This window comes from Novosphingobium sp. BL-S-33 (assembly GCF_056857025.1).
Genome location: NZ_CM166475.1, coordinates 1,178,282 through 1,205,117 on the forward strand (window position 1 = coordinate 1,178,282; position 26,836 = coordinate 1,205,117).

Below are 26,836 nucleotides of genomic sequence, written 5' to 3' on the forward strand. Positions count from 1 at the left end.
TCCTCACCATTTCTTGGTGACCGTCAGGCTGACGACGCGCCCGAACGGCGAATAGTTCGTACTGTCGTAGGGTGGATCCATGTAACTGCTCGTGGCGATCGTATCAGGCTTGTCGTTGAAGGCATTCTGCAACGAGAAGACCACGTCGATGCCGGCAAGCAGGCCATGTTCCTCGCCCGTTCGGTACCGAACCGTGAAATCGACCGGTGCCATGCTCGCAACGTTCACCGGGGTTGCCGTACGCTTGTCCTCGACCGAGCCGATATAATTGACAGCAGCGGTGAGCGTGATGCCTCCCCTCGCCCAGCCGAGCTCGCCGCGTCCCCGGAAATGCGGCGGGTTGAACAGGGTACCCGCGAGCTGGGTGAAGGCCTGCCCCGCCTGGATCTGCTGCTCACTGTGGATATAGCTGCCGTTGATCGCGGCGCTCAGCCGCCCATCGGCGAGATCGAAGCTATAGCGTCCCAGGACATCGATACCGTAGATGTTCTGCCGCCCGGCGTTGATGTTGGAATTGTCGATGATCGCAACGACACTGGCGGGATCGTAGGCCGAGGATGTCGCGTTCGTGAACGACACCAGCCGGTCGATCACCGAGGCCTGCGTCGCGGCATCGGGATTGAGCGTCACGTAATCCGCGTAGGCCGGATTGGTCAGAGCCTGCCGGGGATAGGCCATCGGCGTGACGATCCGGTTCCGATAGCGAATGTTGAAATAGCTTACCTCCAGTTCCGCTCCGTCCAGCGCCGCCGGATGCAAGGCCACGGTCGCCGACCAGTTGGTCGAGCGCTCGGGCTTGAGATCGGGATTGCCGCCGACGACATAGATGGCCGTTCCCGTTGTGCCGCCGAACGTGGCGGCGCTGTAGAGATAGCCGGGCGTCGGCATGTACTGTTCGTAGAAGGTCGGCGCTCGGAAGGACTTGCCCCAACTGGCCTTGAGAGTGACATCGGACAGCGGCGCATAAATGAGGCCAAGCTTTGGCGTGGCGACCGATCCGACGTTGGAATAATGCTCGTACCGCGCAGCGAGGCTCAGATCGAGGCTTTTGCCCAATGCGGACTGCTGATCAGGCGCGATGACCGGAATGCTGAGCTCGCCGAACGCGTAGTAGCTGTCGCGCGTCTCATCGACATGCTCGGTCAGGCCGCGGTAGGTTTTGCGAACGAACTTGTCCTGGCGAAAGCCGCCGCCAAGCGCGACCTTCAGCGGCCCTGCCGGCAGATCGACAAGCTTGCCGTTGCCGCTTAGCTCGATGTTGGCAGTCTCGTTGCGGTAAAACCCGTAGCCGGCGTTCGATGCCACGGTGCCGTAGGTATAGGTCCCGTTGTAGTAGACCCTGTTCCAGCCGTAGCTTCCTCCCAGCGAGATCTCCCAGTCGGCGGGTAGTTCAAGCCGAAGCGAAGGAGCAGCCGCCCAGGACTCGGCTTTCTGCAACAAGTCGTACCGGCTCACCGAGAGATCGCCCGCGGCATTCAGCGGCATGGTCTGATCGCGCCGCCGCTTGTTGTAGATACCATCGAGATCGAATGTCAGCCCGGGCGCCAGTTCCTGCCGCACCGTGACGGCTGCATTGTGGTGGCGCAGGGCGGGATAGACTTCGAGCCCCGGTGACCGGTTTTCAAGGTAGGAACGCTGGCTCGACCAGATGCCGGAATTGCTGCCGTATTCGGCGGAGATCATCGCACTGCCCGAGGACCAGACCTGCCCGACGGTCGCGCCGTACTGCTGCTGGAAATTCCCGCCATCGGTCGAACTGCCGATCCGCGCCGTGGTCTCGAGGCCGTCGAAATTGCGGCGCAGGATGATGTTGGCGACCCCCGCCACCGCATCCGAACCGAACAAAGCCGAGGAACCGTCAGGCACCACATCGAGCCGTTCGATGGCCCCGAACGGTATCGCCGAAACATCGACGCTCTGGATGGCCGCATCGAAGCTCATGCGGCGGCCATCGAGCAATGTCAGCGTGGCATCGCTGCCGAGCCCGCGCAGGTTGATGGAAGCGCCCCCTCCCATATCGGCGCTCTTGCCGCCGGTTACATTGCCGCCGATGCCGGGATTCTGGCCGCCGGAGAAGTTCTGCGGAATGGCGCGGATCACGTCGGCCGCGCTCGACTGCCCGGCATTGCGCATTTCCTCGCGTCCGTAAGTCAGCTGCACCGAGGTCACCGGCGCACCGCGAATGCGCGATCCCGTCACGACAATGCCGCCCTCATCGGCATCGCTTTCGGCACGCTTGCTGACGATCACTCCGCCGGCAGAAGGGCTGAACTTCAGACCTGTGCCCGCAAGGACGGAGGCGATCGCTTCCTCGAAGGTCACGTTGCCATCGACGGCGCCTGCAAGCCGATCGCTGACCACCGTATCATCGGCACTGACATTGCGGCCGAAAATGCGCCCTATGTCGCGCAGTGATATGGAAAGCGCCTGCGCCGGAAGATGGACCTCGACCCTCGTATCGGCTTTCGCAGCAGCCGGCGCACAGATCATCGTCGCGGCCGCAGTGATGCTGCAACACGCCAGTAGGTGATATCGCACTTATGAACCTCCGTCCCCGAGGTCTGCTCTCAGCAGAACCCTTCGGAGGCGAAGCGCCGTCCTTGAAGAAACACCCTACGCTTCGTGAGAAATTTTTATGCAAGCCCGCAGGTCATGCACCCACAATCGCAAAACTGCCGTCCGCGCGCGTTTCGAAGCCAAGACCGAAGGTGCCTGCCAGTTGCCGAGCAAAGCTTTCCGGATCCGATCGCCTGAAGGCGCCGGTGACTTTCATGGGACGGGTCGATGATGCCTCGTAAAGGACAGGAGTGGGAGCAGTGCGGTTGAAGGCAGCGACTGCCTGACCGATTTCCACGCCGTCGAGAACAAGCATGTCGTTGGGCCACTGGCTGTCGGCAACAACGATCGGCGTGGCGTCTCCGACAGAGCCGCCTTCGATCGCGATGCTCCGGCCGGCTGCCAGTTCTTCACGCTTGCGACCATGCCCGCCGCCGGCATCGCGCACTTCGACAGCGCCCTGTAGCAGAGTGACCCTCACAACAGTCTGCGCAAGTTCCACGTCAAAGAGTGTACCGTGGGCAATTACTCTCCCCGCCCCTGCCTGAACGACGAATGGCCGCGCCTTTTCGTGTGCCACGGAGAAGCGGGCCCTCCCGGCAAGCAACCGCAAACGCCGCTGCTGCCCATCGAAGGAAATCTGCATCCGCGCACCCCGGTCCAGGATTACCGTGGACCCGTCCGGAAGAGACAGCGGAACTAAGCGCGTCCTTTGGCTCATTCGGCATCGCTGATCGTTTCGTTTTCCGATGGCTGCAATGTCGGCGGGTCCGGTCAGGCAGGTTTCAGGTTAAAATCTTGAAAAGCCGCCCTTCGGCTGAACGGTCGGCCGCTCCTGAAAGCCGAATCAGGCGCCCTCAAAGTGGGAAAGTTGGGGTTAGCTGACCTCCCAACGGTCCAGCATCTTCATGGCCTGGGCTTTCATTCCCTGAAGCTGATTGACTTCGCTCTCATCGAAACTGAACTGAAGCAGCATTCCTTTGTACCCCCAAATCGTCGTGCAGAGGTTTGTGGGTTTGGGCTGCACCGGATTAGGCTCAAATAGCTGGCAGTAAGCAACCTCTTGACTCAGGATAGACCCGTTTCGTGTATCGCGCTCGATAATAAATAAATCCGAAGACCACGATCCAAGTTCATTCTCCCGGCGTTCGTATTCGGGTTTTGCATTCACGAGTTGACGATCCACGCCGCATGCGACGCGCATCAATTCAGATAGGCTACCATTACATCGACCTTCTAGCGATTGAACCAGCACCCGGTGCTTCGGAATCTTATCCGGATTGGGATTTGGTTCGAAAAGAAAGGTGAAGCGGTCACTCCCAGGTGTGGGAAGCCATGGGATCCTCGCATCGAATAAATGATCCTTTGGAACTTCAAACTGGTGCCCTGCAACACTTTGATGCGTGGCTTCAGCAAATGCTCCTGCCGCCGCCCACAGTGTTGCTGCAGCTCCGATAGCTACGATGACGGCTTTAATCATTGCACCTTGCTGCACCACGCGGAGCCCTGTCGCAAGCGTCCGCTGGGGGTCAAATCTGCGGTTCGCTTGACAGGTGCTAAAGGCGCAGGGGGCGAATTGGTCGCTCCCGACAGGGTGGCCCGTCCGCAGAACCTACAACAGGCTTACGCGGACTCGAACGAGGTACAGGGGGGGGGGGGGGCGGACATCGCCCACAGCCCTTTGCAGCCTTGAAAAATGGGCTAGGGAGGCAAAATGAAATTGCGCGCTGTGGGAATTTTGATGAAACGCGGATGGTTGGGGCCGATCGCAGCGCTGGTCTTTGGACTGCTGCCTTCCGCTAGCGCTGCTGGTACTGCTTCTACTGCCGGACCACAGCAGTCCGGCGATGCTGCGGCTGCTATCACGCGCCAGGACGGTGGCAATGAACCCTTCCACTCTTCGGGAATCACACTGACCAATCCGGCGGCGATCATCCGCTCCGAGGACTATCCCGCCGATTTGTTGCGAGATAATGCGCAAGGCACGGTTGCTGTTCTGCTGCAGGTCGATGCGTCCGGCTTGCTCCGTCAATGCACGGTAACTCAGTCCAGTGGTACGCCGCTGCTCGATGCCCTGACTTGCCGACTTTTTAGGGAACGCGCCCATTTTAGCGTACAACCTATGCCCGACGAGAGCGGTCAGACGGTGCGTATGATGCGGACGCGGGTCATTTGGCGAATTCCTCAAAGTCGTAATCTCGCGTCGCCCTCTTCATTCACGCCGGTGAGCGGCGCCCTTCTCGGATCTGCCGCCTCAGGCTGCATCGCTTGGCTGATGGTCGTACTGTTTCTGCCGCCTGTACTTACCCGGCGTCGATTTGCTTTACCCTTCATGCTCGTGATCATGGTGCCCGGCTTCACGATGCTAGCGATGACCGATCGCTATACGCCTATCGCGCCCTTCACTACAGGGCTGTTGGCTACTTTAGCCTTCATGCCATTTGCCATCGGATTCTATATTCTGCGGCGCCGGTTTCATCTGAGCCAAGACAGTTCCGAGGAAATTGATTGGCCAGTGCGCATCATGCTAAGCTTTTTCGTTGGCGCGCTTTTCTTTCAACCCCTTGTAAAGCTCGTCAACGCTGGGACCGAGGCATTGCCTCCGCGCGTCGTGCCCGGCGTTATTACTCAAATGCATCGCACGCACGGTAAGGGGGGCGGTGATTATATCATGCTCGCAGGCCCCGCAGCTGCGTTCAGTAATACGACGACAGAAGGGCTCTTTGATGTGAGCGGTGTGGATTACTATGCAAGCGCTGTCGGCGACCGCGTTTGCGTGGCGGTGCATACTGGACGACTTCATCTCCGTTGGTGGCAACTCCAGCCCTGCCGCACGGTTTACTGAGCTAGCGATAACTTTGAACGTCTCCTTTGTCGGCGTGTCCGGAACGGCAGGTATCAGATTAAAACTCTGAAAATCCGTCATTCCGCTTCGTCGGGGGAAGTGGTCATCACTTTTCTTGAATGATGCTCAGGACCATCCCATTACGACGACAGAGGCGGATGATGGCAGCGCCACCGTCCGCGCCGGGCGGGACACTACCCTCCACTGTCCACACGCCGTCACGGAGCGTCGCGATAATTGGAGATTCATTCCGGATTTGCTCTGCCCCATATATCTGGCGAAGGTAGATGGTTGCGATTTCTTTGGCGACTGCACCTGTGGCAATTACCCCAGCCTTAGGCTGATAAAGCGCGACGGTTTTCGAACACTCAAGCGGTTCTGCTTGAGCAACTTGAGGCGATGCCAGAATTGCCAGCCAGAGTATCGTCTTCATCCGCCCCCCATAGTAAACGCAACTCTGGCACAGTTTGCAAACGTCAGCAAAGTCGGCGTGTCTGGAACAGCAGGTTTTGGATTAAAACCCTGCAACTCTGCCATTGCGGTTTGTTGGGGAAAGCTGACCGGCTGGTTTTGAACAGAGAGGCCGATTTAGTGGACACTTAACACGGGGTATCGGCAAATGGATATGCAACCACCTGATGCTGATCTTCAAACACGATGTAGCCGGGGCGTCTGGTTTTAAGCATGGTGATTTGAAGGCCGTATTGCTCCAAAACCCGCTGATATTCTCGCATCTGATCAATATGCTCGACTGAAGTGGCGCGAAACCAGCTTAACGCCTGTGCTTTAGCATGGGGCCTTGCAGAAAGTGCAAAACGAGTCGGCACAGGCAGATTAGCTTTGAACCAAGAATATAAAGTTTCGAGATATTCGAGATCATCAAAATTCATATGGCCACTTAAAGCCAGACCTTCTCCAGCTTGAAACAGCCCCTGCCGCCGACCTGAATCCTCATCCAATGCGTCAATTACGAACCTAATGAACATCTGGCAGCTTTAGCGGCTAATCATCGCATAGCGAATGGCGATTTTGTCGGCGGCTCCGAACAGGCCCCTTGCAGGTTAAAATCTTGAAAAGCAGCCCTTCGGCTGAATGACCGACCGCTCTCGGCAACCGAATCAGGCGCCCTCAAAGTCGGAAAGTTGGGTGAAGCGGACGTTAGGGGCGGCTAGCCGGAAGCACTGCTCGCGGATCCGCCCCTTCCATACAATTTCGTGAATGGGCGCATCCTAGCCGCTGTCGCATCATGCTGCGCACGAGTTCAATGCTACTGCACGGGGCTCTATCATCCCACTCAAATTGGGTCAGGGGGTGATAACCGGAGTTGCGAACTTGCTTTAATAAATAATCTAGCTCATCAATAGTAAGGGGATAATGGTTCCAGGTAATTTCCCCTGACTTCAGGACATAAATCCGGTTCTTCACCGGAGTTTCCACGTCCGCTGGTATGCCGCTCCAGTATTGTTTGCCACTCAAAAAATCGGACGGCCCGGCATGGCAGTCAATCGTAGCACTTTGTGCAAGGGCTGCGAGTGATACCGCAACGGCGATAGGCAACAGATACATGGAAACACCTTACACTGTGCGCGGAGTTTGACGAGCATTGACGCCCGCAGAGTATTTGCAATGTCGGCGTGTCCGGAATGGCAGATTTCCGATTAAAACGCTGAAAGCCTGCCATTCGGCTTTGCTGGGGTTAGTTGCCGTGAGGCCTAGTAGCTGCGTCCCGCCGTTGCCGAACTAGGTCGGCCATGGCAACAACACCATGGAAGAACATCGCAGCCAGCCACGGTACTCCCACCCAGATTCTCTGCTCCGGAGGCTCGGCCAGTAAGAACGTGATGAAAGTACGGATCAAAAGAACGATGCAACTCAACCATCTAAGCCTAGTGAACGGCGTATAGCTGTACCTGAGGCTGGGCATGAATGACGCAGCGTGCGAGGTTAATAGCCGATCATAGATCGGTACGCCGAAAAGAGCGACCGGGATAGCAATCTCAAGAGACATCGTACGACTTTAGCAACGGAAGTCATGTCCGCAATGTCGGCGGATCCGGATAGCCGGCTTTCGGATTAAAATCCTGAAAATCTGCCATTCCGCTTTGCCTAGGTTAGCGGTCGTAAAGCTGCTCGCCAGCGACCCCATCCAATTTTGTTCCGCAAGCATCATCGGCAGAAGAGGAAAAGTCTGATCCAGATTGTTCCCGCGACCAAATGATGTGCCGATTACCCTTATCGCCAACTTCGAGTGCAATAATTTGTACACCACCATGCATCGAAGCGAGATAGCTTCGAGCCTTGATCACATCATTATATTGACGACCATTATCTAGTAATTTTGTAACATTTATTGGCTTGGAGGAGCAGTTCCAAATGCGCTGACTTTGCTGGTCGCAGCCGCCGAGCACTAAAAGTATAGCTATCGAAATGATCCTCATTGCCAGATGGTGACATATGCTGCCGACGGCAGCAATGTCGGCGTGTCCGGCATGGCAGGTTTCCGGTTAAAACTCTGAAAATCGGCCATTCCGCTTTGTTGGGGCAAGCGGACATCGCCGGCCAATCGACATTTGATTGGGAAACGCAACACAACCTTCGATTGTCACGGCTGTGCCATAATTGTCGGCCGCACATCCACCGTCATTATAAACGCCGAAGCTGGCAAGGTCTTTCGACCTCACCATTTCGGTGGCTATGCCCTTATGAAGCCGAACAACGCGATCGAATTCGAATAGCCAGATAGCCCCATCATTGGTTTCGGTGAGGCAATCTGCACTAGCAGCGAGGTTAGCGATTTTCTCTGGCCTGGCACCAGGCCGAGCGCGGAACAAGGATTGCCCCACCGCCATGTAGACCGTCCCGTCCGAGGCTGCGAGCATGCTTATTTGCGAGCCAGCAGATGTAGTCGCCAGCATCGGCTCCAGGAAGATAGGTACGTCCCGAAACTGGTGCAGCGCGCGCGACGTACCGACCCAGATATTGCCTTCGCGATCTTCAAACATGGTCGTATTCGCGCCGACCCCGTCGTTGGCCGTCAACCGCTCCACGGCCGGCAAGACGCGCCCGCTTGGTGAGCGAACAGGTTGGCCCGGCGTGCGAACTCGTAAAATCTCTTGACCGTTGGCCATCCATAGGTTGCCATCGCGGTCGAAGAGACTTTTGGCGGTAAAATTTTGAAAATTTGGCGTCAGGTAAACCTGTCCCATTGATCGCCCGTGAGCGTCGATCGCGACTGTACCGTGACTATCGGATGCCCAGATCTGCCCTTGACGGTCCTGACTGAGGACCGTTCGCAAGGTCGCAGGCTTCAGCGTCTCAAAGCGCTCACTTCCTTGTCGTTTGACGAGAAGAGAGTGGTTGGTTGAGATCCATAACGAGCCGTCACGTGCCGCCAGGAAGATGTTTGCCCACTCGGACGGGTTGATCCCCGCTTCTGCTGTTACAGGCTGCCAACTGCCGTTATGGCGACGTAGGATTCCGGTCCCTGATCCGCTGCCATCCATCCAGAGGTCTCCATCTGACGTCTGTACGGCGCCTGCTGGAGTCTTCGCCGGGATTTTTGGGATCGTCCGATCGCGCGTCAATCTGCCGTTGCGATAGCTCGCGACTTGGCCGGTGTCGTAAAAGGCCCAGATTGTATCATCTTTTCCTTGCAGGAGATGGACTACACGCCCCCGCGTCAGTTCCGCATCGTCTGGCCGGATAAGCTCGAAGGTAATTCCGTCAAACCGATAGAGGCCTGTTGCAGCTCCAACGATCAAATACCCATGCCTGTCCTGGGTAATTGCGGTGATAATGGCAGGAGCGCCCTCGGCGGTTCCCCAGCGCGTATGCTGGTAGCTGTTGATCGGCCGACGAGGGTCGAGCGCAAGGGCCGAGGTGCATAGCAGTGACGATGCCACGATCAATGCGGCCACCCACGCACACCTCACGCTCTCTTTCGCAAGCATCGCCTTCTTTCATATTGGACCCGCCAGTCACCGCTGAAGCAAAGTAGCACATTCGGTCGAATTGAGTATCATCTAACAGACGCACGACTTTGCCATCGCAGGCACCCAACAGTTTCTTGCGCTGCGCCGATTTGGCGACCAGCCGGGACCGCCGAAGTGTCGATGTCGCCGGTCATACTCGTCCGTAAACGACCGGAATCAGCGCAGTCCTATCCCCGCGACTTCATCGGGCGGCTTGGTCTCTCTTCGCGGACGACGATCGGAAAGGGTCTGGCAGAGTGCCGCTTCCCGGAGCAACGACAGACGGGTCGAACGTCGAGGATCACCAGTATGCCCTATTGAAAGCCATTGAGATCCTGCGTCACGGCGACCTGCCGCTTATTGAGGACGCGTATGGCAAACCGTTGCTACGCTGCATGGCATAGGGGAAGCTGAACGGCCGAAATCGGGACTTGTTGCTGGACAGTTCCGCGCTCCACGAATGGTAAGTCTTAGCGGAAGCCGCCTCTCAAAGCCCATCAGCGAACGTTGCACTAGGGTCGCGAGCTACCTAAACCGGACGGTCTGCACCTAGGGGCCGGGATTTGATCGCTCAGCGTCTTATAAGGGTCGTCGCAGGACAGCAGAAAATCATCCCACCTTGGTCGCTCGAGACTCAAGTTCAGCCTTAAGAGTTGCAATTAGCGATGGGCAGCACCCTGTCCCTGAGTTGGTCATGCTGCTCATAACTTTGCCGCTGGAGAGGCCGTGGGAAAATGCCAGTCGCCGTCCACGATCACCTGCTGCGGACGGTATAATCGCACCAGATAATTCCAGCCGGGCATGATCCGCAGATAGTTGGGTGCCTGGGGATCGCCGCCGAAATGGATCGTTACCGTGCCATCCTCGTTCGGGCTGGCGGTAACGTTGTTCACCGAGATCGCGTTTTCGGGCGCCTCATAATAGCCTTTCTGATTATAGACGGTGATCGACCAGAAGGCGTCCACCGGCACAGTCCCGACCGTCAGCACATAGGGCGTGTTGCCGTCATTATCGGCGGGCTGGAACGGGAAATAGAAAGCGTCATGCTCGTTATTGCCGCCCCAGCCGCCCGCCGTTCCGAACAGCCGTCGCACCGGGTCCACCTGGTCCGGCCGTCCGAAGGCCCGCTTTGCATCCGGCATGTATACAGCCCCGGCCAGAAGCGCCGCGCGCACATTGGCGAGATTCTGCGGATCCCAGGCGGGTACTTCAAATGAACCTATCGACGCCTGCTCCACCTGGATCTGGTTCTGCAGGGCGGCGCCGGCTGTCAGATCGTCGGGGCTGAGCGAGTCCATGAAGGTCCGTATGAAGACATAGGCAAAGCGGCTGCCGACGCTGTCAGCCGTGAAGCTGTAGGTGCCGGCGCCATAGCTGACATGCTGGATATAATGGTCTTCGCTGATCACCAATAGCGACTGGAAGCGGTCCTTTGGGTCCGGCATCGTGATCGTCAGTGGCGAGGTCAAGTCGAACACGCCTTCGCTGTAGGGCGTGTCGAGGTTAAGGCGGATGATGATCTGCTGGTCCACCGGCGTTGGGCCACGCGCATGCAAGAGTTTGGCGAAGCAGCCTTTGTCCACCGCTTGCTTCATATAATGATGTGTTTCGATCCGGATGAAATTGTCGAGATTGACCGGTACCAGCGGCGCGGCGGCCATCGTCGTGTTCGCAGTCATGCCTTTCCCCCTTATTCTGCCAGCGTTGGAATCGGTGCGCTCCAGCTGCCGTCGAGGACCGGCTGTTGCGGCTGATAGAGGCGCAGCATGTAATTCCAGCCGGGCATGATCCGGAGGTAATTGGGCGCCTTGGGATCGCCGCCGAAATGCAGCGTCACCGTGCCGTCCGCATTCGGTGTCGCGGTGACGCTGTTGAAGGAAACAGCGTCCACCGGGGCCTCGAAAAATCCGTCCTTGTTGTAGACGATCAGGCTCCAGAAGCCGTCCACCGGAACGTCCGCGAGCGTCATCACATAGCTGGTCGTGCCGTCGTTCGCCGGTACGCTGCCCGAGATATACATTGCGTCCTCGGCCGCGTTCCCGCCCCAGCCGGCCGAGGTGTAGATCAGGTGATGCACCGGATCGACAACCTTCTCGTCACCGAAGCGCCCCTTCGGATCCGGCTCGAACGCGGCCAGCTCGTTCAGCAGGTCATGCAGTCTGGCGCGCTGGGTCTGGTCGAAATCCACCAGTTCGAGCCTCCCCGCGTCGGCCTGGCTCAAAACGATTCCATCTTGGGCGGCGTGCGCGGCCTGTACATCCAGCGGATCGGCCGGGTTCAGGAAGGTGCGGCAGGCCACTACCGCATAGCGCGTGCCCACCATATCGTGGGTGAGCTGGTAGGTACCCGGCTTGTAGGCGACCAGCTTGATATAATGGTCCTGGTTGATCACCATCAGCGACTGAAAGCGCGTGCCGGTATCGCTCTTCACGATGGTCGCGGGCGAAGTCAGGTCCAGCACCGCATAGCTGTAGAGCGTGTCGCGGTTCAGGCGGATGACGGCCTGATTGTCCGCGGCTGGCGCGTCGCGATCATGTTTGAATTGGCCGTACGCGCCCTGCGCAGACAATTGTTTGAGGTAAAGCTCCGTTTCGGCGCGCCTGAAATTGTCCACCGTCACCGGAACGGTTGCCGTAGATCCTGTCATACCTGCTCCATCGCGAATTCGTCGACAGCCCGGGCAATACAGTCGCCTGCCCTCTTGGTTCCCGCCAATCGGGGCGAACCCGCAGACGCTTGGGGGGAAAGACTTAGCTGGTCTCGGATGCGAAGGATCCGTCCCGGTAGGAATTGAACGGTCGATAGTAGGAGTACCAAGTAGGAATTCTGCCCCCGCGAATCTGCCAGCCAACGGACGGCTGGAGTGTCTTTGTTTCGAAGGCGATCAGTCCCTTGCCGTCATTGGAGGGTGCGAGGTTTGAATAGCTGAAGGTCCGGACCTGGGGATCGAAATTTTGTCCATGAACGACAAAGATGGGTCGGTGGCAGTCAGACAAAGAAACGGGATGCTTGGATATCTCGCCCTTTACGCTTTCTCCAGCCATCCTCGATAATGGATCAGTCGTCCTATTACCGGCAGCGCGATGGGGACGTCGAAATGGAAACGCCCGTCTTCGCTCCATTCCTTCGCGATTGAACGCGGAGCCATGAATTTCGGCAAAGGCAGCGGGCCGATCCACCACCGCTGCATCACCATACTTAAACCTTGAGCGTCACTGGGAAGGTCAAAGGCAAAGCGCAGGGGGCCGAACCGCTCGACAAGCTGGGAACCGCGCTGACTGAGATGGCTGCGGAAACGCCGTCCGCTGAAATCGCGGGTCCAGGTTTCGCACCCGCCGCTCTCCCGGAAATGGACGTGCAGGCGATGGAGGCCGGGTTTCGGGAATCCCACGATCCGGGCGACGAATGCGGCGATGGGGTTCGCGGCGCCCGTTACTTGCGCTTCTCCGGTCGCGCCCGCATCGCGATGCTCATCGTGGATTGTGCGGAGTTCCAGCGGCAGTTGCGCGAAGCGGTCGCCCATCACGCGCTCATACAAAGAGGGCGATGCCGTCAGTTCCTGCGTGCAGCAGTGGATGGTCAATTGCCTGAACGCATCGGCATAGTCGTCGAGCGTCAGCGCCTCGCCGGCATCGCGCGCGCCCGCCGCCGCCTTGCCCGAAAGGATGCGCGCGACGATCGGCGCGACCGACAAGGTCGGTATTTCCGGCCCGTCCCCCCGTTCCGCAATCAGTGTCCATCGCCGCTCCACTCGTTGTCCGGCCGTATCGCCGAACAGGCGCACGATCATGGCAGACCGATCGCTGCCGAGCGAACGGGTTAGTGTCTGGAGCGGGTTGAGGAGCCATGCAAACGGCGCGAGAGATGCGACGAGGCGCGTGCGCACTAGCCAGCTTGCGAACCACAGCGCCCAATTTTGAAACCCCAGTTCCGTGCCCGCGCGAAAAGCGACGGCGGGACGGCCTGCCAGCCTGAGGGGCAGGAGGGAAAGGTCAGGCACGTCGACGAGCGCAACACTGCGCCGCGCGATCGCTTCGCCCCCCGCGCATTCGAACCGCGCGGTATGCATCTCCTGCCATCCGAAGGCTTGCGTCCAGCGCTGCCCCCGCCACAGGTGCATGGGCTGCCCGATTTGGCCCAGTATCGCCGCAGACACGGCCGGGCCCGCCGCCGCCTTGTTCGACGCACTGATCGCCATTTCGACCGAACGGACCCTGTCCATGCCCCCGGCGAGATGCCGTACGGCCGCGCCCGACAAGGCTGGCACACTTGATGCGCCGGAAAGGACGACGATCCCGGCGTCTTTCGCCGCAGCGTCGAGTACCGCGATACCGCACACGAAATCGCGGCTGTCGGCGATGTCGATATAATGCACTCCGGCGGCGATGCAGGCCTTCGGAATGGCATGGTCCATCGCCTGGAACGGACCCGATGCATCCACCACCATGCCAGGCTGGTGCTCGCCCAAAGCCTGAGCGATCCGGCTGCGGTCCAGTGCCAGCGGTATCAGGCCCGGCGTTTCCCCACAGAAGGCCCGCGCCTTGTCGAAGGACCGGCCCGCGACCAGCACCTCATGCCCCGCAGCAGCAAGCCGCCGGGCGATGCGCCCGCCGAAGCCGCCATAGCCGCCGAGGAGCAGAATGCGGGTCACAGGATGCGGCCGGCCTGCTCGGGCGTCGGTATCCAGCAGGCCGACCTCTGCCCGAACAATCGGTAGCGATGCCGTGCGATCCAGCGATAGACCGGATCGCGCAGCCAGCGCGGCACCATCCGCAACATTGCCAGCACGTTCCACGGACGATCGAGGCCTGCCCATATGGCCAGCACCGCATCGCTGTTCCGCAAGGCCGTGTCGCCCTCCACCACGATCAATGTTTCTGGATTGGCTGGGTCGATGCCGAACCGTCGATAGAGCGCGGCTCCGACCTCCCCCTGCATCGAGGCAAGTCGGAACCGCCCGATCTTGTCATGCCGCAGCACGAAGGCGGCATTGGCGGAGCACAGCACGCACATCGCGTCGAACACGATGATCGGGTGATCGCCATAGTCCGAAGTGGCAGTCATGCCGCTTCCTCAACGGGCCGGGCCATCTGAAGATCGTCTTCCAGACCCAGCGGGCGGAGCGGATTGCCTACCAATCCACTCACCATCGATGCCTGTATGGCAGTGGCCGGCCACAGCTTCGACAGGGGGCCGACGAGACGGTCACGGATCAACGGCAGCAACCGGCTGTCGGATTGATAGACCGGGGTGAACAGCGCAGTCAGCCATTGATACGTCAGGACATGGCGACGGCGCAGCCGGATGCCGTGCCGAACGCCTTCGTCGACCGTGTCCGCATGCTCCAGACCACGCGCCAGCGCCCAGGCATCGAGCAGCGCCATGTTGGCGCCTTGCCCCAGTTGCGGACTGGCGGAATGCCATGCATCACCGATATGGACCAGCGCCGGTTCCGCCGGCGAGTTCAGGGTGCGATGCGCATAGCGCGCGAAAGTCAGTTGATCCGGATCGTTGATCTGATCGAGTAGCGCAGCGCAATCGGGCCAGAGCGCGGCGACCTGCGCCCTCCAGGCGGCAAGTCCAACGTCGCGCCAGTCGTCCAGCCGATCCGCCCGGAGCGACCAGAAGAAAGCGGCCTTCGGCACAGTCGCGCCCGGTGGTGTTCCGATGGGCAAAACGCCCGCCATGATGCTCGCACGGTCGTAACGCTGGGCAAGGGCGTGGGGATCAAATCCGGCACCCTGAGGCCAGTCCAGGCTGGCCCACAGTGCTCCGTAGGCCAGTTCCCGGCCTGTCGGTTGAGCAAGCGGCGTTCGTGTGCCCAGGGCATCGACGACGAGATCGTAGGGGCCGCTCGTCTGGCCATCGGCAAAGCGCAACGTGCGTTTGTTTCCCAGCAGCGTACTCGCGGCCAAGGTACGTCCGGAGTGGAGGGGAATGCCCGATTGCAGCACGGCCTCGTGCAGGACCGCGAACAGGCTGGCGCGGTGTATGCCAATGCCGAAGGTGTCTGGACGGCGCAGCGCAGCGTAGTGCACATCGAGCACGACCCGCTTGCCCGCCGTGCCGAACAGGCGGTCAACGCGCGCGCCGCGCGCCAGCACCGCGTCCAGCAGGCCGAGCCGGTCAAGGACCGCCATCCCCGTAGGTTGGATCATCAGTCCGGACCCGATAGGCCGAGGTGTCTCGAACCGTTCGAACAGGGAAACGTGATGCCCGGCACGGTGAAGCAACAGGGCCGCAGCCAGCCCGCACGGCCCACAGCCGGCAATCGCAATGTTCAGCCCCCGCATTCCTGTCGCCTAGCGCATGATGCGGGTTGGTCCAATAGGGCGTGTGACGACCGGTGCGCACATTCCGGCCGGTCTTGAGCATCCAAAATGAAGAAGCCGGCAGGCGCAGTTGGAAACGGAAAACCACGGGCTGAACGACCGACAGGGGTCGACATCGGTAGGTGGCAGTTGGGACTATGTCGCCGTTCCAACTCCCAAAGTAAATGGCAGTTTCGGACGGAATCCCGCCGTTTTTGCTATTCAGCGATTACTGCCCGAGCGTATCGCATCGGCGGCATTCCAACGTGGCGAGTGAAGGCAGTGCTGAACGTGCTGGCTGAGCCATAGCCGACCTGTGCGGCGATACGCTCTATCGCCAGTTCGCGCGTGCGGAGGAGGCGTTTTGCAAGTGCCATGCGCCAGGCCAGCAGATATTCCATCGGCTGCATCCCGACGATCCGATTAAAGCGTGCGAAGAAGGCCGAGCGCGACATACCAGCCTCGGCCGCAAGATCGGCTGCGGTCCAGCTATGTGCGGGTCGCGCGTGTACGGCGCGCAAGGCGGAGACCAGGCGGTCGTCGGCCAGCCCGCGCGAGACGCTGGGTATCGACGTTACATCGGCCCCGCATCGCAGCGCCTCAATGAGCAGCACTTCGAGCAGGCGCTCCAACACCAGCTCGCGTCCCGGTCGGGACATCCGGGTCTCGTCCGCAACCAGTTGCAGCAAAAGCGCGAGCCGCGGCTCGCCGCGGGCAACGATCATCGCCGGCAACAAGGATACGAGCAAAGCAGCATTGGGCGAGGCGAAGCTGCAAATGCCCACCTGCATCCTGAGATTGACAGGATCGCCAAGCTGTCCGACCCGAAACCGCCCTTCGCCGATCTCCGTCGGCACCATTGCGACTGCGTGCGACGGCGCATCGATGCTTTCGACGATGTGATCATTGGTCGAAGGTGACAGCACGAAATCGCCCTCGCGGACGATGATTGGCGGCCGACCCGGCGACACCAATCGGCATTCGCCCTCCAGGACGGCGAGAAAGATTGGCTTGCCCTCGACATCACGGCGAATGCGCCAGCACCCGGCATATTCGACGAGCTTGGAGTAACTCGCCGAGGGTTGGAGAAGCGTCACGATTTCGGCAAGCGGATCGACATTCATTACAGGACTATCGCCAATGGATTCGAGACAGTTGACCATAGATGGTCTGACGATCCATGGCCATATGTGGGACGACCGCAAACCAAAAGGAACGTTGTCATGCCTACCATCCTCATCACCGGCTGTTCCTCTGGCTTTGGCCTCGAAACTGCGAAACTGTTCCTCCAAAACGGCTGGAACGTCATCGCGACGATGCGCCAGCCCAAGGCCGATATCCTGCCCCAATCCGACAATCTTTCCGTTCTGTCCCTCGACGTTACTGATCCGGGCAGCATCACGAGCGTACTCGCGCAAGCCGGCACGGTCGATGTGCTGGTCAACAATGCCGGGTTCGGCGCCGCCGTCCCGATTGAATTGATCGAGCCCGACACCGCGCGGCAGTTGTTCGAAACCAACACGCTGGGAACGCTGGCCATGTTGCAGGCAATCCTGCCCCAGTTCCGGGAACGCCGAAGCGGCACGATCATCAATGTGACCTCCTCGGCAACGCTTAAGCCGCTGCCCCTGGTCAGTGTTTACCGCGCAAGCAAGGCGGCCGTGAACGCGCTTACCGAGAGCCTCGCGGTCGAAATGGAGCCTTTCGGCGTGCGCGTGCATATCGTCTTGCCGGGGCGCTCGCCCGAGACAAGCTTCGGCAGCAATGCCATGCCGCATCTGCGGGGTCTGGATAATGCCGACTACAAGCCGATGATCGAAGGCATGATCGCCGGCTTCCGCGAAGAGAGTGGTCCGGTAACCCATGCAGCCGATGTGGCCGCGGCGGTCTGGCAGGCCGCCACCGATCCGAACGCACCGCTGAAGATTCCTGCCGGTGAGGACGCCGTGCAGTGGATGGCAGAAGCCGAATAACCATAGTTTACGATCAGTGGGCGACTGCTGTCATCGGTACAGTCGTCCGCGTAGTCGCCATCGATCTGAGGGAATTGGACGACAGTCGCCGAAGAGCCGACCGTCCGCTCCTGAAAACACAGATTTGGCCGCTGAGTGTCTCGGATGGGTCGCCGGCTGATCTGGCCAGTCAGCAGCATGAAAGGTGTCGCGCGAGCCCATCCAGTCCTGCAATCGGGATGGCAGCAGCCCGATCGCTTCTATCTGCCAGATGAAAAAGATATGACATTCGGATTGGTCTTAATAGCGGCACTCGTGAGTGACGCGAATGCGCGGTACTATCTCAAGCCCGAAAGCGACAGGCGCGCGGTTACAGAAATGTAATTATGCTTGGAACTTGACCGTAAACTTATCGAGCACATAGCTAGCACCGCCTATCAAGGCTTAGGGGGCAGTTTTTAATGAAATCGGTTTCGCTCGCAGTGATTATCGCTGCATCGCTCGTTCCTACCGCCGTTTGTGCGCAAGCGGTAAATCCTACGAGCGCTCAAACCGCAAACGTGGTGCTGCCTGTCTCCAACCCACAAAACGCGGTTCTCCGTACAGGTACAGCGGTTCCGCTCAAGTTGGTTGAGGAATTGACGACGAAGGGCAAAAAGCTTCGGGTTGGACAGCGTTTTCGACTGGAAACTTCTGGCGATGTGCTGGTCGACGGCCGAGTTGTGATCCCTGGGGGGAGTCCTGCTGTTGGTCAAGTTACTGACGTGAGCAACAAGGGCATGTGGGGAAAGTCAGGCCACCTGTCAGCCGAATTGCTATATGTCATGGTCAATGGCAGGCAGATTCGACTGTCAGGCGCCTTTGATGACAAGGGCGTCGCAGGTGGTGTAGGTGCTGTCGCGACTTCGGCGATCGTTTTTCTGCCTGCAGGTTTCTTCATGACCGGTACGAGCGCCAAAGTTCCAGTCGGCGCTGCGGTCAGCGGCTTTGTTGACGAAGACGTGCCGCTTGCTTTTGCCAGCGCAGCGCCAGCACCATTGGCTGTGGGTGAACCGAAGTCAGTTGCACCTACCACACCTCCCGTCGCTGCGGCGCCTTCTGTCGTTCCGGCGACGAAGTGATTTGCAGAATAGACTACATTGCCGTTCAATGTGGGCGATCCTAGCATCTGTCCGGCGTCAGCGCTCAAGGCATCGATCAGGGGTGAGATTTAAAAAGGGTTTGGGCCTCGTCGTGGTGACGAAGGAACGCAGATGAAGCCTACCCTCCTTGCGAAAATCGCCGACCAAGGCCGCTACCGAAACCCTGGGTGAATGACATTCGCCGACAGGCGCGGCGGCACTTCTCGGTCGAGGACAAGATCCGATCGTGCTGGACGGATTGCACCGCGAGGACCGCATCGCCGAACTACGTCGCCCCGAAGGCATTGCCCAGAACCTGTATTACATTTGGTCCAAGGAGCTCATGTTAGCCGGCAAGCGCTGCTTTGCCGGTGACACCGCCTGTTTGGATCGGTTCCGATGGATAACCGGACCGTCCGCACCTAGGGAACAGCAATTGAACGCTGAATGACCGGCTTGGGTCGACATCGGTAGGCGGAAGCTGGGAAGCAGCCGTCGCTCCAGCCCCGCCACTTGAAAGACTGCTTTCGGTCAAGAACTTAGCATTCGCTGATGAAATCAATTTGTATCGCGTCACCCTCAAGTAAGATCTTGCCAGTGAACACGGCGCAGTCCAGCGCTTCCATTGGCGAACTCTCCAGATCCTGCGATTCCAGCAGGACAAGGAAGGAAGCGCTTGAGCTTGCCGTGACTATGCCTGCCCCCCGGCGGGCCATCTTTACGGTACACTCGCCGCGCCGGGTCATGGCATTGAGATCGAGCACCGGACCGCCCGCAGGTTCTCCATATATTTGTGCGCCGCCATCGAAGGGAAAGGGGGCGCTCTGCGGATCAAGCCGGATATCCACTCCGTCGCCTTCAAGGTGCAAGGTGCCTTCCAGCACCGCAAGTGTCCTATCGATACCGAGGAACGTCGAGAAGGCGCCACCATGCTCCACTCTTGCCATGCTGAGCCGCCAAAGGAAGTCGTCCATGCCGGCGCCGGGTGGAAAGACTGCGATTTCTCGGGTCGTTCCGCCACCGTTCTTCCATGGCATTTCGGGGCAGTCCCGAGTTCGTATGATCTGAACGATGCTCATAGCCTGCTGCTAGCGGAAAAAGACGACGTCACCTACCGCAAGTTCCGTGGCTTGGTTCCGATGTCATCGGCTGATTGTCCGAAAATGCGCACCCATTGCCGTCATTCTGCTCCGTGTACGCTGAACCCAAAAAAACGGTTGCTCCGGATCTCCCACGTTGATGGTAGATCGGAGTCATATTCCTGTCCCGTTGCTCTGCATCGGCACATAAATTTCAACTTAACTGACGTCTCCGCCACGGTCGGAATGGCCTGAAACTGGCCGTCGGTTTAGACTACAGAAAATCGCAATTCTGGGGATCTTCTGAGGGGCCGGAAGGGCCGCATAATGCGATACACATCACGCGCTTCTTTGCACGGGATGGGAAAGCCTCTAGGGTAGGTCGCGAAAGGTGCGGGCCTCCTATGTTCGGTTTTCTTCGTAAGCAGTTCGTCGATGTCATCGAATGGTTGGAACACCCGGGCGAACTCGCCTGGCGCGTGCCTTTCGAGGATCGCGAAATTCAGAATGGCGCGCAACTGACGGTTCGCGAGGGCCAGGCCGCTGTCTTCGTCAACGAAGGTTGCGTGGCGGACTTCTTCGAATCCGGCCTGCACACGCTCAACACCGCCAATCTGCCGGTGCTGACCAACCTGATGAACTGGGACAAGGGCTTCAAGTCGCCCTTCAAGTCCGACGTCGTGTTCCTCTCGCGCAAGGAGCAGCACGGGCTGAAGTGGGGTACTGCTCAGCCGGTGACGGTGCGCGATGCCGAGTTCGGCGCGCTGCGCATCCGCGCTTTCGGATCATACTCGTTCCGCGTGGCGGATCTGGAGCCCTTCGTTTCGCGTGTGTTGGGCACGCTAGCAGGCGTTTCGGTCGCCGCACTGGAGCCGCAACTGCGCGCCGCGATCCAGACCGCGCTGGCGACGGCGCTGGGCGGCAGCGGCATTGCCTTCCTTGACCTTGCGGCGAACCAGCAGGCGCTGTCGGACCGGATCAAGGTGGAAGTGGACAAGGCCTTCGCGCAGTGGGGCCTCGAATGCCTGAGCTTCTACGTGGAAAGCGTGTCGCTGCCGGAGGAAGTGCAGGCCCATCTCGATAAGGGGTCGTCGATGCGCGTGCTGGGTGATCTGGCGCAATACACCCGGTTTCAGGCGGCCGAGGCGATCGAGCAGGCAGCGGGCGCGGACGGCGGCGTTGCCGGAATCGGCGCGGGCGTGGCGGCGGCAACGGCGCTGGGCAGTGCGATGTCGGCCGGACTGGGCACGGCGGCTGCAGCCTCGGTAGCGGCTTCCGAGGAAGATCCCATCGCCACCATTGAAAAGCTGCACAAGCTGGTCACGCTCGGCGCGCTGAGCCAGCAGGAGTTCGACGCCAAGAAGGCCGAACTGCTCTCGCGCATCCGCTGACGCGAAAGTATCGGGGGGAACACCGGCGTGATCAATTGCCCGTCCTGCGGCGCGGCCCTGCCTGTGCGGGGGCTCTCCGCGCCTTACACGACATGCAGCCACTGCCAGTCTCTGATCCTGCGACTGGAACAGTCGGTCGAGGAGATCGGCAAGGTTGCCGTGGTACCCGACGATGTTTCCCCGGTGCAGATCGGCACGCACTTCCGGATCGGCGGTAGCGAATTCGTTGCCGCCGGCAGGGTACGCTGGGGCTGGAGCGGCGGTTCGTGGAACGAATGGTTGCTGGCCTCGGCTGATGGGCAGACGCGCTGGCTGGGGGAGGCGATGGGCATGTACATGCTCACCGCCGAACGGCCCGATGTGATGGCAGCGCCGCTGGCGCACCGGTTTGCGAACGGGGGAGAACTGGTCCTGGGCCAGATTCTGACGTTGGACGGTGCGGATTATGCCGTGTCTGATGTGAAGCAGGCGGAATGCCTTGGCGGAGAAGGCGATCTGCCGTTTCCGCCGCGTGCCGGCTGGACGATGACCAATGTCGATTTCCGCACGCCGGGCGGAGAGGCATTGTCTCTCCAACTTGACGGGCAGGGCGCGACGGCGTGGCTGGGCAGCTGGCATGAACTCGCCGATCTGGCGCCCCGCGTGTTGAGCGAGATCGAGGGTTGGACGATCCCGGAGCAGATGCGGTGAACCCGCCGAAAAGCGCCGTGCGCGCGGTCTCCTGCCCCAATTGCGGCGGCACGCTGGAAGTGCGGGCGGCGGGCTGGTCGATCAACCTTGCTTGCCAGTATTGCGGCTCGATTCTCGACGTTTCGCGGCCCGAAGTGCAGATCATCGAACGGCGCAACCGCGCTGCCGCCGGTTTCACACTGCAGTTGGGCAGCCGGGGGCAGCTGTTCGACACCGAGTGGGATGTGATCGGCGCGCTGGAACGCAGCGATGCGTGGTCCAACTGGCGCGAATACCTCCTGCTCAACCCCTATGTCGGCTATCGCTGGCTCGTCGAGTATGACGGCGACTGGCAGTTCGGCACGATGCTGCTGGATCGGCCACAGGAAAGCGAAGGCTCCGTCCAGTGGCGCGGCCAGCGCTTCCGGCAGGAGGACGAGGCCAGCGAGGCCACCGTCGACAAGGTGATCGGCGAATTCTACTGGCGCATCGCCAGCGGCGATCGGGCGCTCTGCGCCTCCTACACATGCCGGGATTTCACGCTTTCGCGCGAGGAAGCCGACGGGGAGATCAACTGGACCCAGCTCGTTGCGCTGCCGGGCGGTCAGGTGGAAAGCGCTTTCGGTCTTTCCATGCCCGAACCGGCACGCCAAACGAAGCGGGGCAACTCCAGCGGTCGCGGCTATACGCTATTCCAGGCGGAACGGCGATCCGATACCTCCGACATTCCCGCGATGTTCGGGGCTTCGATGCTGACGATCCTGACCGTCGCGCTGTTGATGTGGGTCTTCGCAGGCAGATCGGCGGCGGGCACCAGCGATATCGAAGCGCCCTTCGGTCGGACGGCAGAAGGCATCAGGGTGGGTCGCATTACTGTCAGCCGTCCCTGGCAATTCGTGAGCATCCGCGCGCGCGCCAGCACGATCGAAAACGAGTGGGTCGATCTCGATTACAGTCTGGTCGACCGGGCGACGGGGCAGTCCATCGATGCCTACGGCCTTGTCGAACATTATACCGGCAGCGACAGCGACGGCCCGTGGAGCGAAGGCAGCACCAGGACCACGACCCAGTTCGGGCACATTCCCAGGGGCTCTTACGACGTCTTCGTAGACGCCGGCGCGCACCGCTGGCCCACCGACGTCCCGCCGGACAGCACGCCCTCGCCATGGGCATCGACGTCCGCCAGCGATTCTTCCACTAATTCCAGCGCCGGTTCCTATGGCGGGTGGGGAGCGGACAAGCCCAATCCGGTGCCCGTGGAGATCGTCGTCCAGACCAACACGATGCCGCAGGGCAACTTCTGGACGCTTTGCATTCTGGTGATGGTGATGCCGGCATTTGCCATTTATCGCGGCTGGAAAAACCGATGAGCCCGCGCCTGATCTTCCACGTGCTGTGCTGCCTGATGCTTCTGGGGGGCATCGCGTTGACGAGTTTCTACGCCTGGTCCCCCTATTCCGACGAGCAGCGAGAAGCTCGCACTGGCAGCGGCTTCGGCGCACGCGGCGGCGGCCCCACGCACAAGTGATTTTCGGCAAGTCCTTTTCCGGCAATATCGATTTTTGGGAGCCCACACATGCTCACGCTTTCCGTCTTCCTCGCGACTTTGCTTTATGCTCTGCTGGGCATTGTCATCTTCATCGTCAGCTTCGTGCTGGTGGACAAACTGACCCCCGGCGAACTTTGGCGCGAGATCATCGAGCGCAAAAACACGGCCGTCGCCCTGCTGGCGGGCGCGGTGGCCATCGGCATCTCGAACATCATCGCCGCGGCCGTTCATGGCTGAAAGCGATCTCGCCGCGGGCGGTGAGGGCATGGGGGATGATGACAAGGCCCCCGCCTCGCTCGCGATCATCCTGCTGGTTTCGGTGCTGGTCGTTGCGACCTGCGGTCTGATCTACGAACTGCTTGCGGGCACGCTGGCAAGCTACCTGCTGGGCGACAGCGTCACCCAGTTCTCCACCGTGATCGGTTCCTACCTCTTCGCGATGGGCGTGGGCAGCTGGCTTTCGCGCCATGTACGGGGCGACGAGATCGGCGTCTTCGTGCGGGTGGAAGTGATGATCGCCGCGCTGGGCGGCTGGTCGGCAGCGGGCCTGTTCATGCTGTTCCCGCTGGTGGGCGATTTCCGCGTGGTACTCTACGCGCTGGTACTGGCCATCGGCGTGTTGGTGGGCCTGGAAATTCCGCTGCTGATCCGCATCCTGCGCCACCGCTTCGCTTTCCGCGAACTGGTGTCCAACGTGCTGACCTACGACTATGTCGGCGCGCTGATCGCATCGCTGCTGTTCCCGCTGGTGCTGGTGCCGTGGCTGGGCATGATCCGGACCGGCTTCGTGTTCGGCCTTGCCAACGTGGCGGTCGCGCTGGCGCTGCTGTTTGCCCTGCGCCGCCAACGGCGGATCGGCGCGGACATGGCGGCGGCGCTGGTGGTTGCAGCCAGCCTGCTGGTCGGCCTTGCCATGGCGGACCGGATGCAGCGCTGGTCCGAAGTGGCCTTCTATGGGGAGCCGGTGATCCACGCCCGCTCCACGCCGTACCAGCGCATCGTCATCACCCGGCGGGGCGAGGACTTGCGACTCTATCTCAACGGCAATCTCCAGTTCTCCACGCGGGACGAGTATCGCTATCACGAGGCGCTGGTCTGGCCGGTGCTGGGCCGCGTTGCCGATCCGGCGCAAGTGCTGATCCTGGGCGGCGGAGACGGCCTTGCCGCGCGCGAAGTGCTGCGCGATCCGCGCGTGCGGCATGTCACGCTGGTCGATCTTGATCCGGAAATGACGCATCTGTTCCGCGATACGCCGCAACTGGCCGCGCTGAACAACCACTCGCTCTCCTCGCCGCGCATCACCGTGCACAATGCCGACGCCTTTCGCTGGGTGCGCGAGGCGCAGGGGCAGTACGACGCGGTGATCGTTGATTTTCCCGATCCCACCGAGTTCTCGCTGGGCAAGCTTTACACCGAAACCTTCTATCGCGAAGTGTCCCGCCTGCTCGCGCCCGAAGGGGTGATGACAGTGCAGAGCACATCCCCGCTGATCGCTCCGCGCTCCTACTGGACGGTGGCGAGCACGCTGGAAGCGGCCGGGCTCTCCTCGCGCGGATACCATGCCTACGTGCCCAGCTTCGGCGAATGGGGCTTCACGTTGGCCGCGCATCGCCCGCTGACCGACGCGGTGAGCCTGCCGCATGGCTTGCGCTTCCTGACCGCATCTAGCGAACGCGCGATGTTTGACTTTCCGCCCGACATGGCCCGCCGCCCCACACCGGTGAACCGGTTGGACAACCAGGCCCTCGTGCGCAGCTTCGCCGAGGAATGGGGCAAATATGAAGGCTGAGCCTACGAGGCGGCAGCTATTGGCCGGTGGTACGCTTGCAGCAGGTGCGGCGATGCTCGGCGGCTGCGGCGAAGCCGCGATTGCCGGCGAACTGGGCGGCGCCGACTGGCAGCGCGGCCACTTGTTGCGCGATCGCCGTTTTCCCGCGCCGCAAGGACCGGTCGAGGAGATCGACGTCCTGATCGCCGGCGGCGGCGCGGCGGGCCTTGCCGCAGGCTGGCGGCTGGGCGAGGCGGGGTTCGATCGTTTCGCCCTGTTCGAAATGGAAGACCTGACCGGCGGCAATGCGCGATCCGGCCGCAATGCCGTGAGTGCCTATCCGCTCGGCGCACATTACCTTCCGGTACCCAATCGCGAGGCAACGGCGCTGCGCCATATGCTGCGCCAGTTCGGTATGATGACGGGCGAGCAGGAAGGCGTGCCTGTTTACGATCCCTACCAGCTCTGCGCCGACCTGGAGGAGCGCCTGCTGTGGCGCGGGCGCTGGCAGGAAGGGCTCTACCCCACTTCCGGCGTAACCGCTGCCGACCGCGATCAGCGCGCAGCGTTCGACCGGCGGATGGACGCATATCGCAAGGCGGTGGGCGCAGACGGCCGCCCGGCCTTTGCCATTCCGATGGCCTATTCCAGCATCGATCCGATCTTCCGCGCGCTCGATGGTGTGAGCTTCGCAAAGTGGCTGGATGGCGAAGGCTTCACCTCTCCGGTGCTGCGCGCCTATCTGCGCTACTGTTGCCGGGACGATTACGGCAGCGAGCCGGAGCATGTCTCCGCATGGGCGGGCATCCACTATTTCGCCGGTCGTCGGGGCTGGGCGACCCAGGGCGACGGCGACCGCGAACTGACATGGCCGGAAGGAAATGGCCGCCTCGTCAGCCTGATGGCGCAGCGTATCCGCCCGCACTTGCGACCGGCGCACAGCGTGTTTCACGTTGAACGTGATGGAGACGGCGCGTTGGTGGACCTGTTCGATCACACCGCGCGCAGAAGCAGGCGACTGCGTGCGAAGGCGGTGATCATGGCCATGCCGCATTTCGTCGCCGCGCGCGTTGCCCCGCAATTCGCGGCCGAGGGAGCCATGTCCTATGCCCCGTGGGTAGTCGCCAATGTCACCGTGGGGCGCCATCCCGAAGGCAAGGGCGTGTCGTTGGCGTGGGACAATGTCTCGACTGCCAGCGAAGCGCTGGGCTACGTGGTCGCCACGCATCAAAGCGAGGCAAACGACGGCGGGCCGACCGTACTCACATGGTATCTGCCGTTGTCGAAAGAGAGCCCGGCAGAAGCGCGCAAGATCATGATGACGCGCCCGCTGCGCGAATGGCAGACCATGGTGCGCGATGACCTGTTGGCGATGAACCCCGATCTGGACGGCGTTATAGAGCGCATCGACGTCTGGCGCTGGGGCCATGCGATGATCCGGCCAACGCCAGGCTTCCTCTCCGATCCTGCACGTTTAGGCGCCGTCGCCGCGCATCCACCAGTGCTATTCGCCCATTCCGACATGAGCGGCCTTTCGCTATTCGAAGAAGCCCATCATCGCGGCGTCTGCGCCGCTGAAGCTGCGCTCTCCGAGCTCGACCATCCTTTCGAAAGTCTTGCCTGA

Annotated in this window: 24 protein-coding genes and 1 pseudogene; 11 read left to right on the forward strand and 14 right to left on the reverse strand. The window is 60.7% G+C overall.

Features of this window, described 5'->3' with window-relative positions:
* Positions 1-3 precede the first annotated feature (3 nt).
* From AC1VVM_RS21840 to AC1VVM_RS21850, 3 genes are all read right to left on the reverse strand, one after another.
* Positions 4-2,538, reverse strand: coding sequence for a TonB-dependent receptor domain-containing protein (locus AC1VVM_RS21840; RefSeq protein WP_482956459.1), 2,535 nt, complete (start codon positions 2,536-2,538; stop codon positions 4-6).
* Positions 2,539-2,650: 112 nt separating this feature from the next.
* Positions 2,651-3,277 carry a FecR family protein gene (locus tag AC1VVM_RS21845; RefSeq protein WP_482956460.1) on the reverse strand — a complete coding sequence of 209 codons (627 nt, stop codon included), beginning with the start codon at positions 3,275-3,277 and terminating at the stop codon, positions 2,651-2,653.
* 156 nt (positions 3,278-3,433) lie between these two features.
* Positions 3,434-4,036 (reverse strand): hypothetical protein, encoded by a 603-nt coding sequence (locus AC1VVM_RS21850; RefSeq protein ID WP_482956461.1) that lies wholly within the window; start codon positions 4,034-4,036, stop codon positions 3,434-3,436.
* 234 nt (positions 4,037-4,270) lie between these two features.
* On the opposite strand from AC1VVM_RS21850, the gene AC1VVM_RS21855 reads away from it, so the two are divergent.
* Positions 4,271-5,401, forward strand: coding sequence for a TonB family protein (locus AC1VVM_RS21855; protein WP_482956462.1), 1,131 nt, complete (start codon positions 4,271-4,273; stop codon positions 5,399-5,401).
* A 106-nt stretch (positions 5,402-5,507) separates the two neighbouring features.
* Here AC1VVM_RS21855 and AC1VVM_RS21860 read toward each other — a convergent pair whose 3' ends face one another.
* The 10 genes from AC1VVM_RS21860 to AC1VVM_RS21905 all read right to left on the reverse strand — a co-directional run bounded on the left by AC1VVM_RS21860 (position 5,508) and on the right by AC1VVM_RS21905 (position 16,807).
* A complete protein-coding gene (locus tag AC1VVM_RS21860; protein ID WP_482956463.1) occupies positions 5,508-5,834 on the reverse strand; it encodes an NTF2 fold immunity protein in 327 nt (108 codons plus the stop codon).
* Positions 5,835-6,000: 166 nt separating this feature from the next.
* A complete protein-coding gene (locus tag AC1VVM_RS21865; RefSeq protein ID WP_482956464.1) occupies positions 6,001-6,387 on the reverse strand; it encodes a hypothetical protein in 387 nt (128 codons plus the stop codon).
* Between the two features lie 1,125 nt (positions 6,388-7,512).
* Entirely contained in the window at positions 7,513-7,839 is a 327-nt protein-coding gene (locus tag AC1VVM_RS21870; RefSeq protein WP_482956465.1) for a hypothetical protein, read from the reverse strand.
* Positions 7,840-7,905: 66 nt separating this feature from the next.
* The gene (locus AC1VVM_RS21875; protein ID WP_482956466.1) at positions 7,906-9,318 is read right to left on the reverse strand and encodes a ligand-binding sensor domain-containing protein; all 1,413 of its coding nucleotides are present in this window, start codon (positions 9,316-9,318) and stop codon (positions 7,906-7,908) included.
* 755 nt (positions 9,319-10,073) lie between these two features.
* Positions 10,074-11,033: a DUF1214 domain-containing protein gene (locus tag AC1VVM_RS21880; protein WP_482956467.1), complete on the reverse strand. Its 960-nt coding sequence runs from the start codon at positions 11,031-11,033 to the stop codon at positions 10,074-10,076.
* 29 nt (positions 11,034-11,062) lie between these two features.
* Complete coding sequence (locus AC1VVM_RS21885) at positions 11,063-12,019, reverse strand: DUF1214 domain-containing protein (protein WP_482956468.1); 957 nt, start codon at positions 12,017-12,019, stop codon at positions 11,063-11,065.
* 378 nt (positions 12,020-12,397) lie between these two features.
* Positions 12,398-14,023: a saccharopine dehydrogenase family protein gene (locus tag AC1VVM_RS21890; protein ID WP_482956469.1), complete on the reverse strand. Its 1,626-nt coding sequence runs from the start codon at positions 14,021-14,023 to the stop codon at positions 12,398-12,400.
* The gene (locus tag AC1VVM_RS21895) at positions 14,020-14,436 is read right to left on the reverse strand and encodes a thiol-disulfide oxidoreductase DCC family protein (protein ID WP_482956470.1); all 417 of its coding nucleotides are present in this window, start codon (positions 14,434-14,436) and stop codon (positions 14,020-14,022) included. The genes AC1VVM_RS21890 and AC1VVM_RS21895 overlap by 4 nt, the downstream gene beginning before the upstream one ends.
* A complete protein-coding gene (locus tag AC1VVM_RS21900; RefSeq protein WP_482956471.1) occupies positions 14,433-15,665 on the reverse strand; it encodes an FAD-dependent oxidoreductase in 1,233 nt (410 codons plus the stop codon). Before AC1VVM_RS21900 ends, AC1VVM_RS21895 begins: the two co-directional genes overlap by 4 nt.
* 236 nt (positions 15,666-15,901) lie before the next feature.
* A complete protein-coding gene (locus tag AC1VVM_RS21905; protein ID WP_482956472.1) occupies positions 15,902-16,807 on the reverse strand; it encodes an AraC family transcriptional regulator in 906 nt (301 codons plus the stop codon).
* Here AC1VVM_RS21905 and AC1VVM_RS21910 point away from each other — a divergent pair.
* The 3 genes and pseudogenes from AC1VVM_RS21910 to AC1VVM_RS21920 form a co-directional block, all read left to right on the forward strand.
* Positions 16,766-17,656, forward strand: coding sequence for an SDR family oxidoreductase (locus tag AC1VVM_RS21910; protein ID WP_482956473.1), 891 nt, complete (start codon positions 16,766-16,768; stop codon positions 17,654-17,656). The two genes, AC1VVM_RS21905 and AC1VVM_RS21910, sit on opposite strands and share 42 nt — an antisense overlap.
* A gap of 440 nt (positions 17,657-18,096) precedes the next feature.
* Positions 18,097-18,756, forward strand: coding sequence for a hypothetical protein (locus AC1VVM_RS21915; RefSeq protein WP_482956474.1), 660 nt, complete (start codon positions 18,097-18,099; stop codon positions 18,754-18,756).
* A 188-nt stretch (positions 18,757-18,944) separates the two neighbouring features.
* Positions 18,945-19,138: pseudogene (locus tag AC1VVM_RS21920) on the forward strand (transposase); the annotation flags it as partial.
* A gap of 157 nt (positions 19,139-19,295) precedes the next feature.
* Here AC1VVM_RS21920 and AC1VVM_RS21925 read toward each other — a convergent pair.
* Positions 19,296-19,835 carry a HutD/Ves family protein gene (locus tag AC1VVM_RS21925; RefSeq protein WP_482956475.1) on the reverse strand — a complete coding sequence of 180 codons (540 nt, stop codon included), beginning with the start codon at positions 19,833-19,835 and terminating at the stop codon, positions 19,296-19,298.
* Between the two features lie 404 nt (positions 19,836-20,239).
* On the opposite strand from AC1VVM_RS21925, the gene AC1VVM_RS21930 reads away from it, so the two are divergent.
* Genes AC1VVM_RS21930 through AC1VVM_RS21960 form a run of 7 tightly spaced genes read left to right on the forward strand, consistent with a single transcriptional unit; the run spans position 20,240 to position 26,836 of the window.
* Positions 20,240-21,226: an SPFH domain-containing protein gene (locus tag AC1VVM_RS21930; protein WP_482956476.1), complete on the forward strand. Its 987-nt coding sequence runs from the start codon at positions 20,240-20,242 to the stop codon at positions 21,224-21,226.
* A 27-nt stretch (positions 21,227-21,253) separates the two neighbouring features.
* Positions 21,254-21,916, forward strand: a complete 663-nt coding sequence (locus AC1VVM_RS21935) for a DUF4178 domain-containing protein (RefSeq protein ID WP_482956477.1) — start codon at positions 21,254-21,256, stop codon at positions 21,914-21,916.
* Positions 21,889-23,265 (forward strand): DUF4178 domain-containing protein, encoded by a 1,377-nt coding sequence (locus AC1VVM_RS21940; protein WP_482956478.1) that lies wholly within the window; start codon positions 21,889-21,891, stop codon positions 23,263-23,265. Before AC1VVM_RS21935 ends, AC1VVM_RS21940 begins: the two co-directional genes overlap by 28 nt.
* Entirely contained in the window at positions 23,262-23,423 is a 162-nt protein-coding gene (locus AC1VVM_RS21945; RefSeq protein WP_165912368.1) for a hypothetical protein, read from the forward strand. Before AC1VVM_RS21940 ends, AC1VVM_RS21945 begins: the two co-directional genes overlap by 4 nt.
* A 48-nt stretch (positions 23,424-23,471) precedes the next feature.
* Positions 23,472-23,681 (forward strand): DUF350 domain-containing protein, encoded by a 210-nt coding sequence (locus AC1VVM_RS21950; protein ID WP_132392472.1) that lies wholly within the window; start codon positions 23,472-23,474, stop codon positions 23,679-23,681.
* Positions 23,674-25,233, forward strand: coding sequence for a polyamine aminopropyltransferase (locus tag AC1VVM_RS21955; protein ID WP_482956479.1), 1,560 nt, complete (start codon positions 23,674-23,676; stop codon positions 25,231-25,233). Before AC1VVM_RS21950 ends, AC1VVM_RS21955 begins: the two co-directional genes overlap by 8 nt.
* Positions 25,223-26,836, forward strand: coding sequence for an FAD-dependent oxidoreductase (locus tag AC1VVM_RS21960; RefSeq protein WP_482956480.1), 1,614 nt, complete (start codon positions 25,223-25,225; stop codon positions 26,834-26,836). The genes AC1VVM_RS21955 and AC1VVM_RS21960 overlap by 11 nt, the downstream gene beginning before the upstream one ends.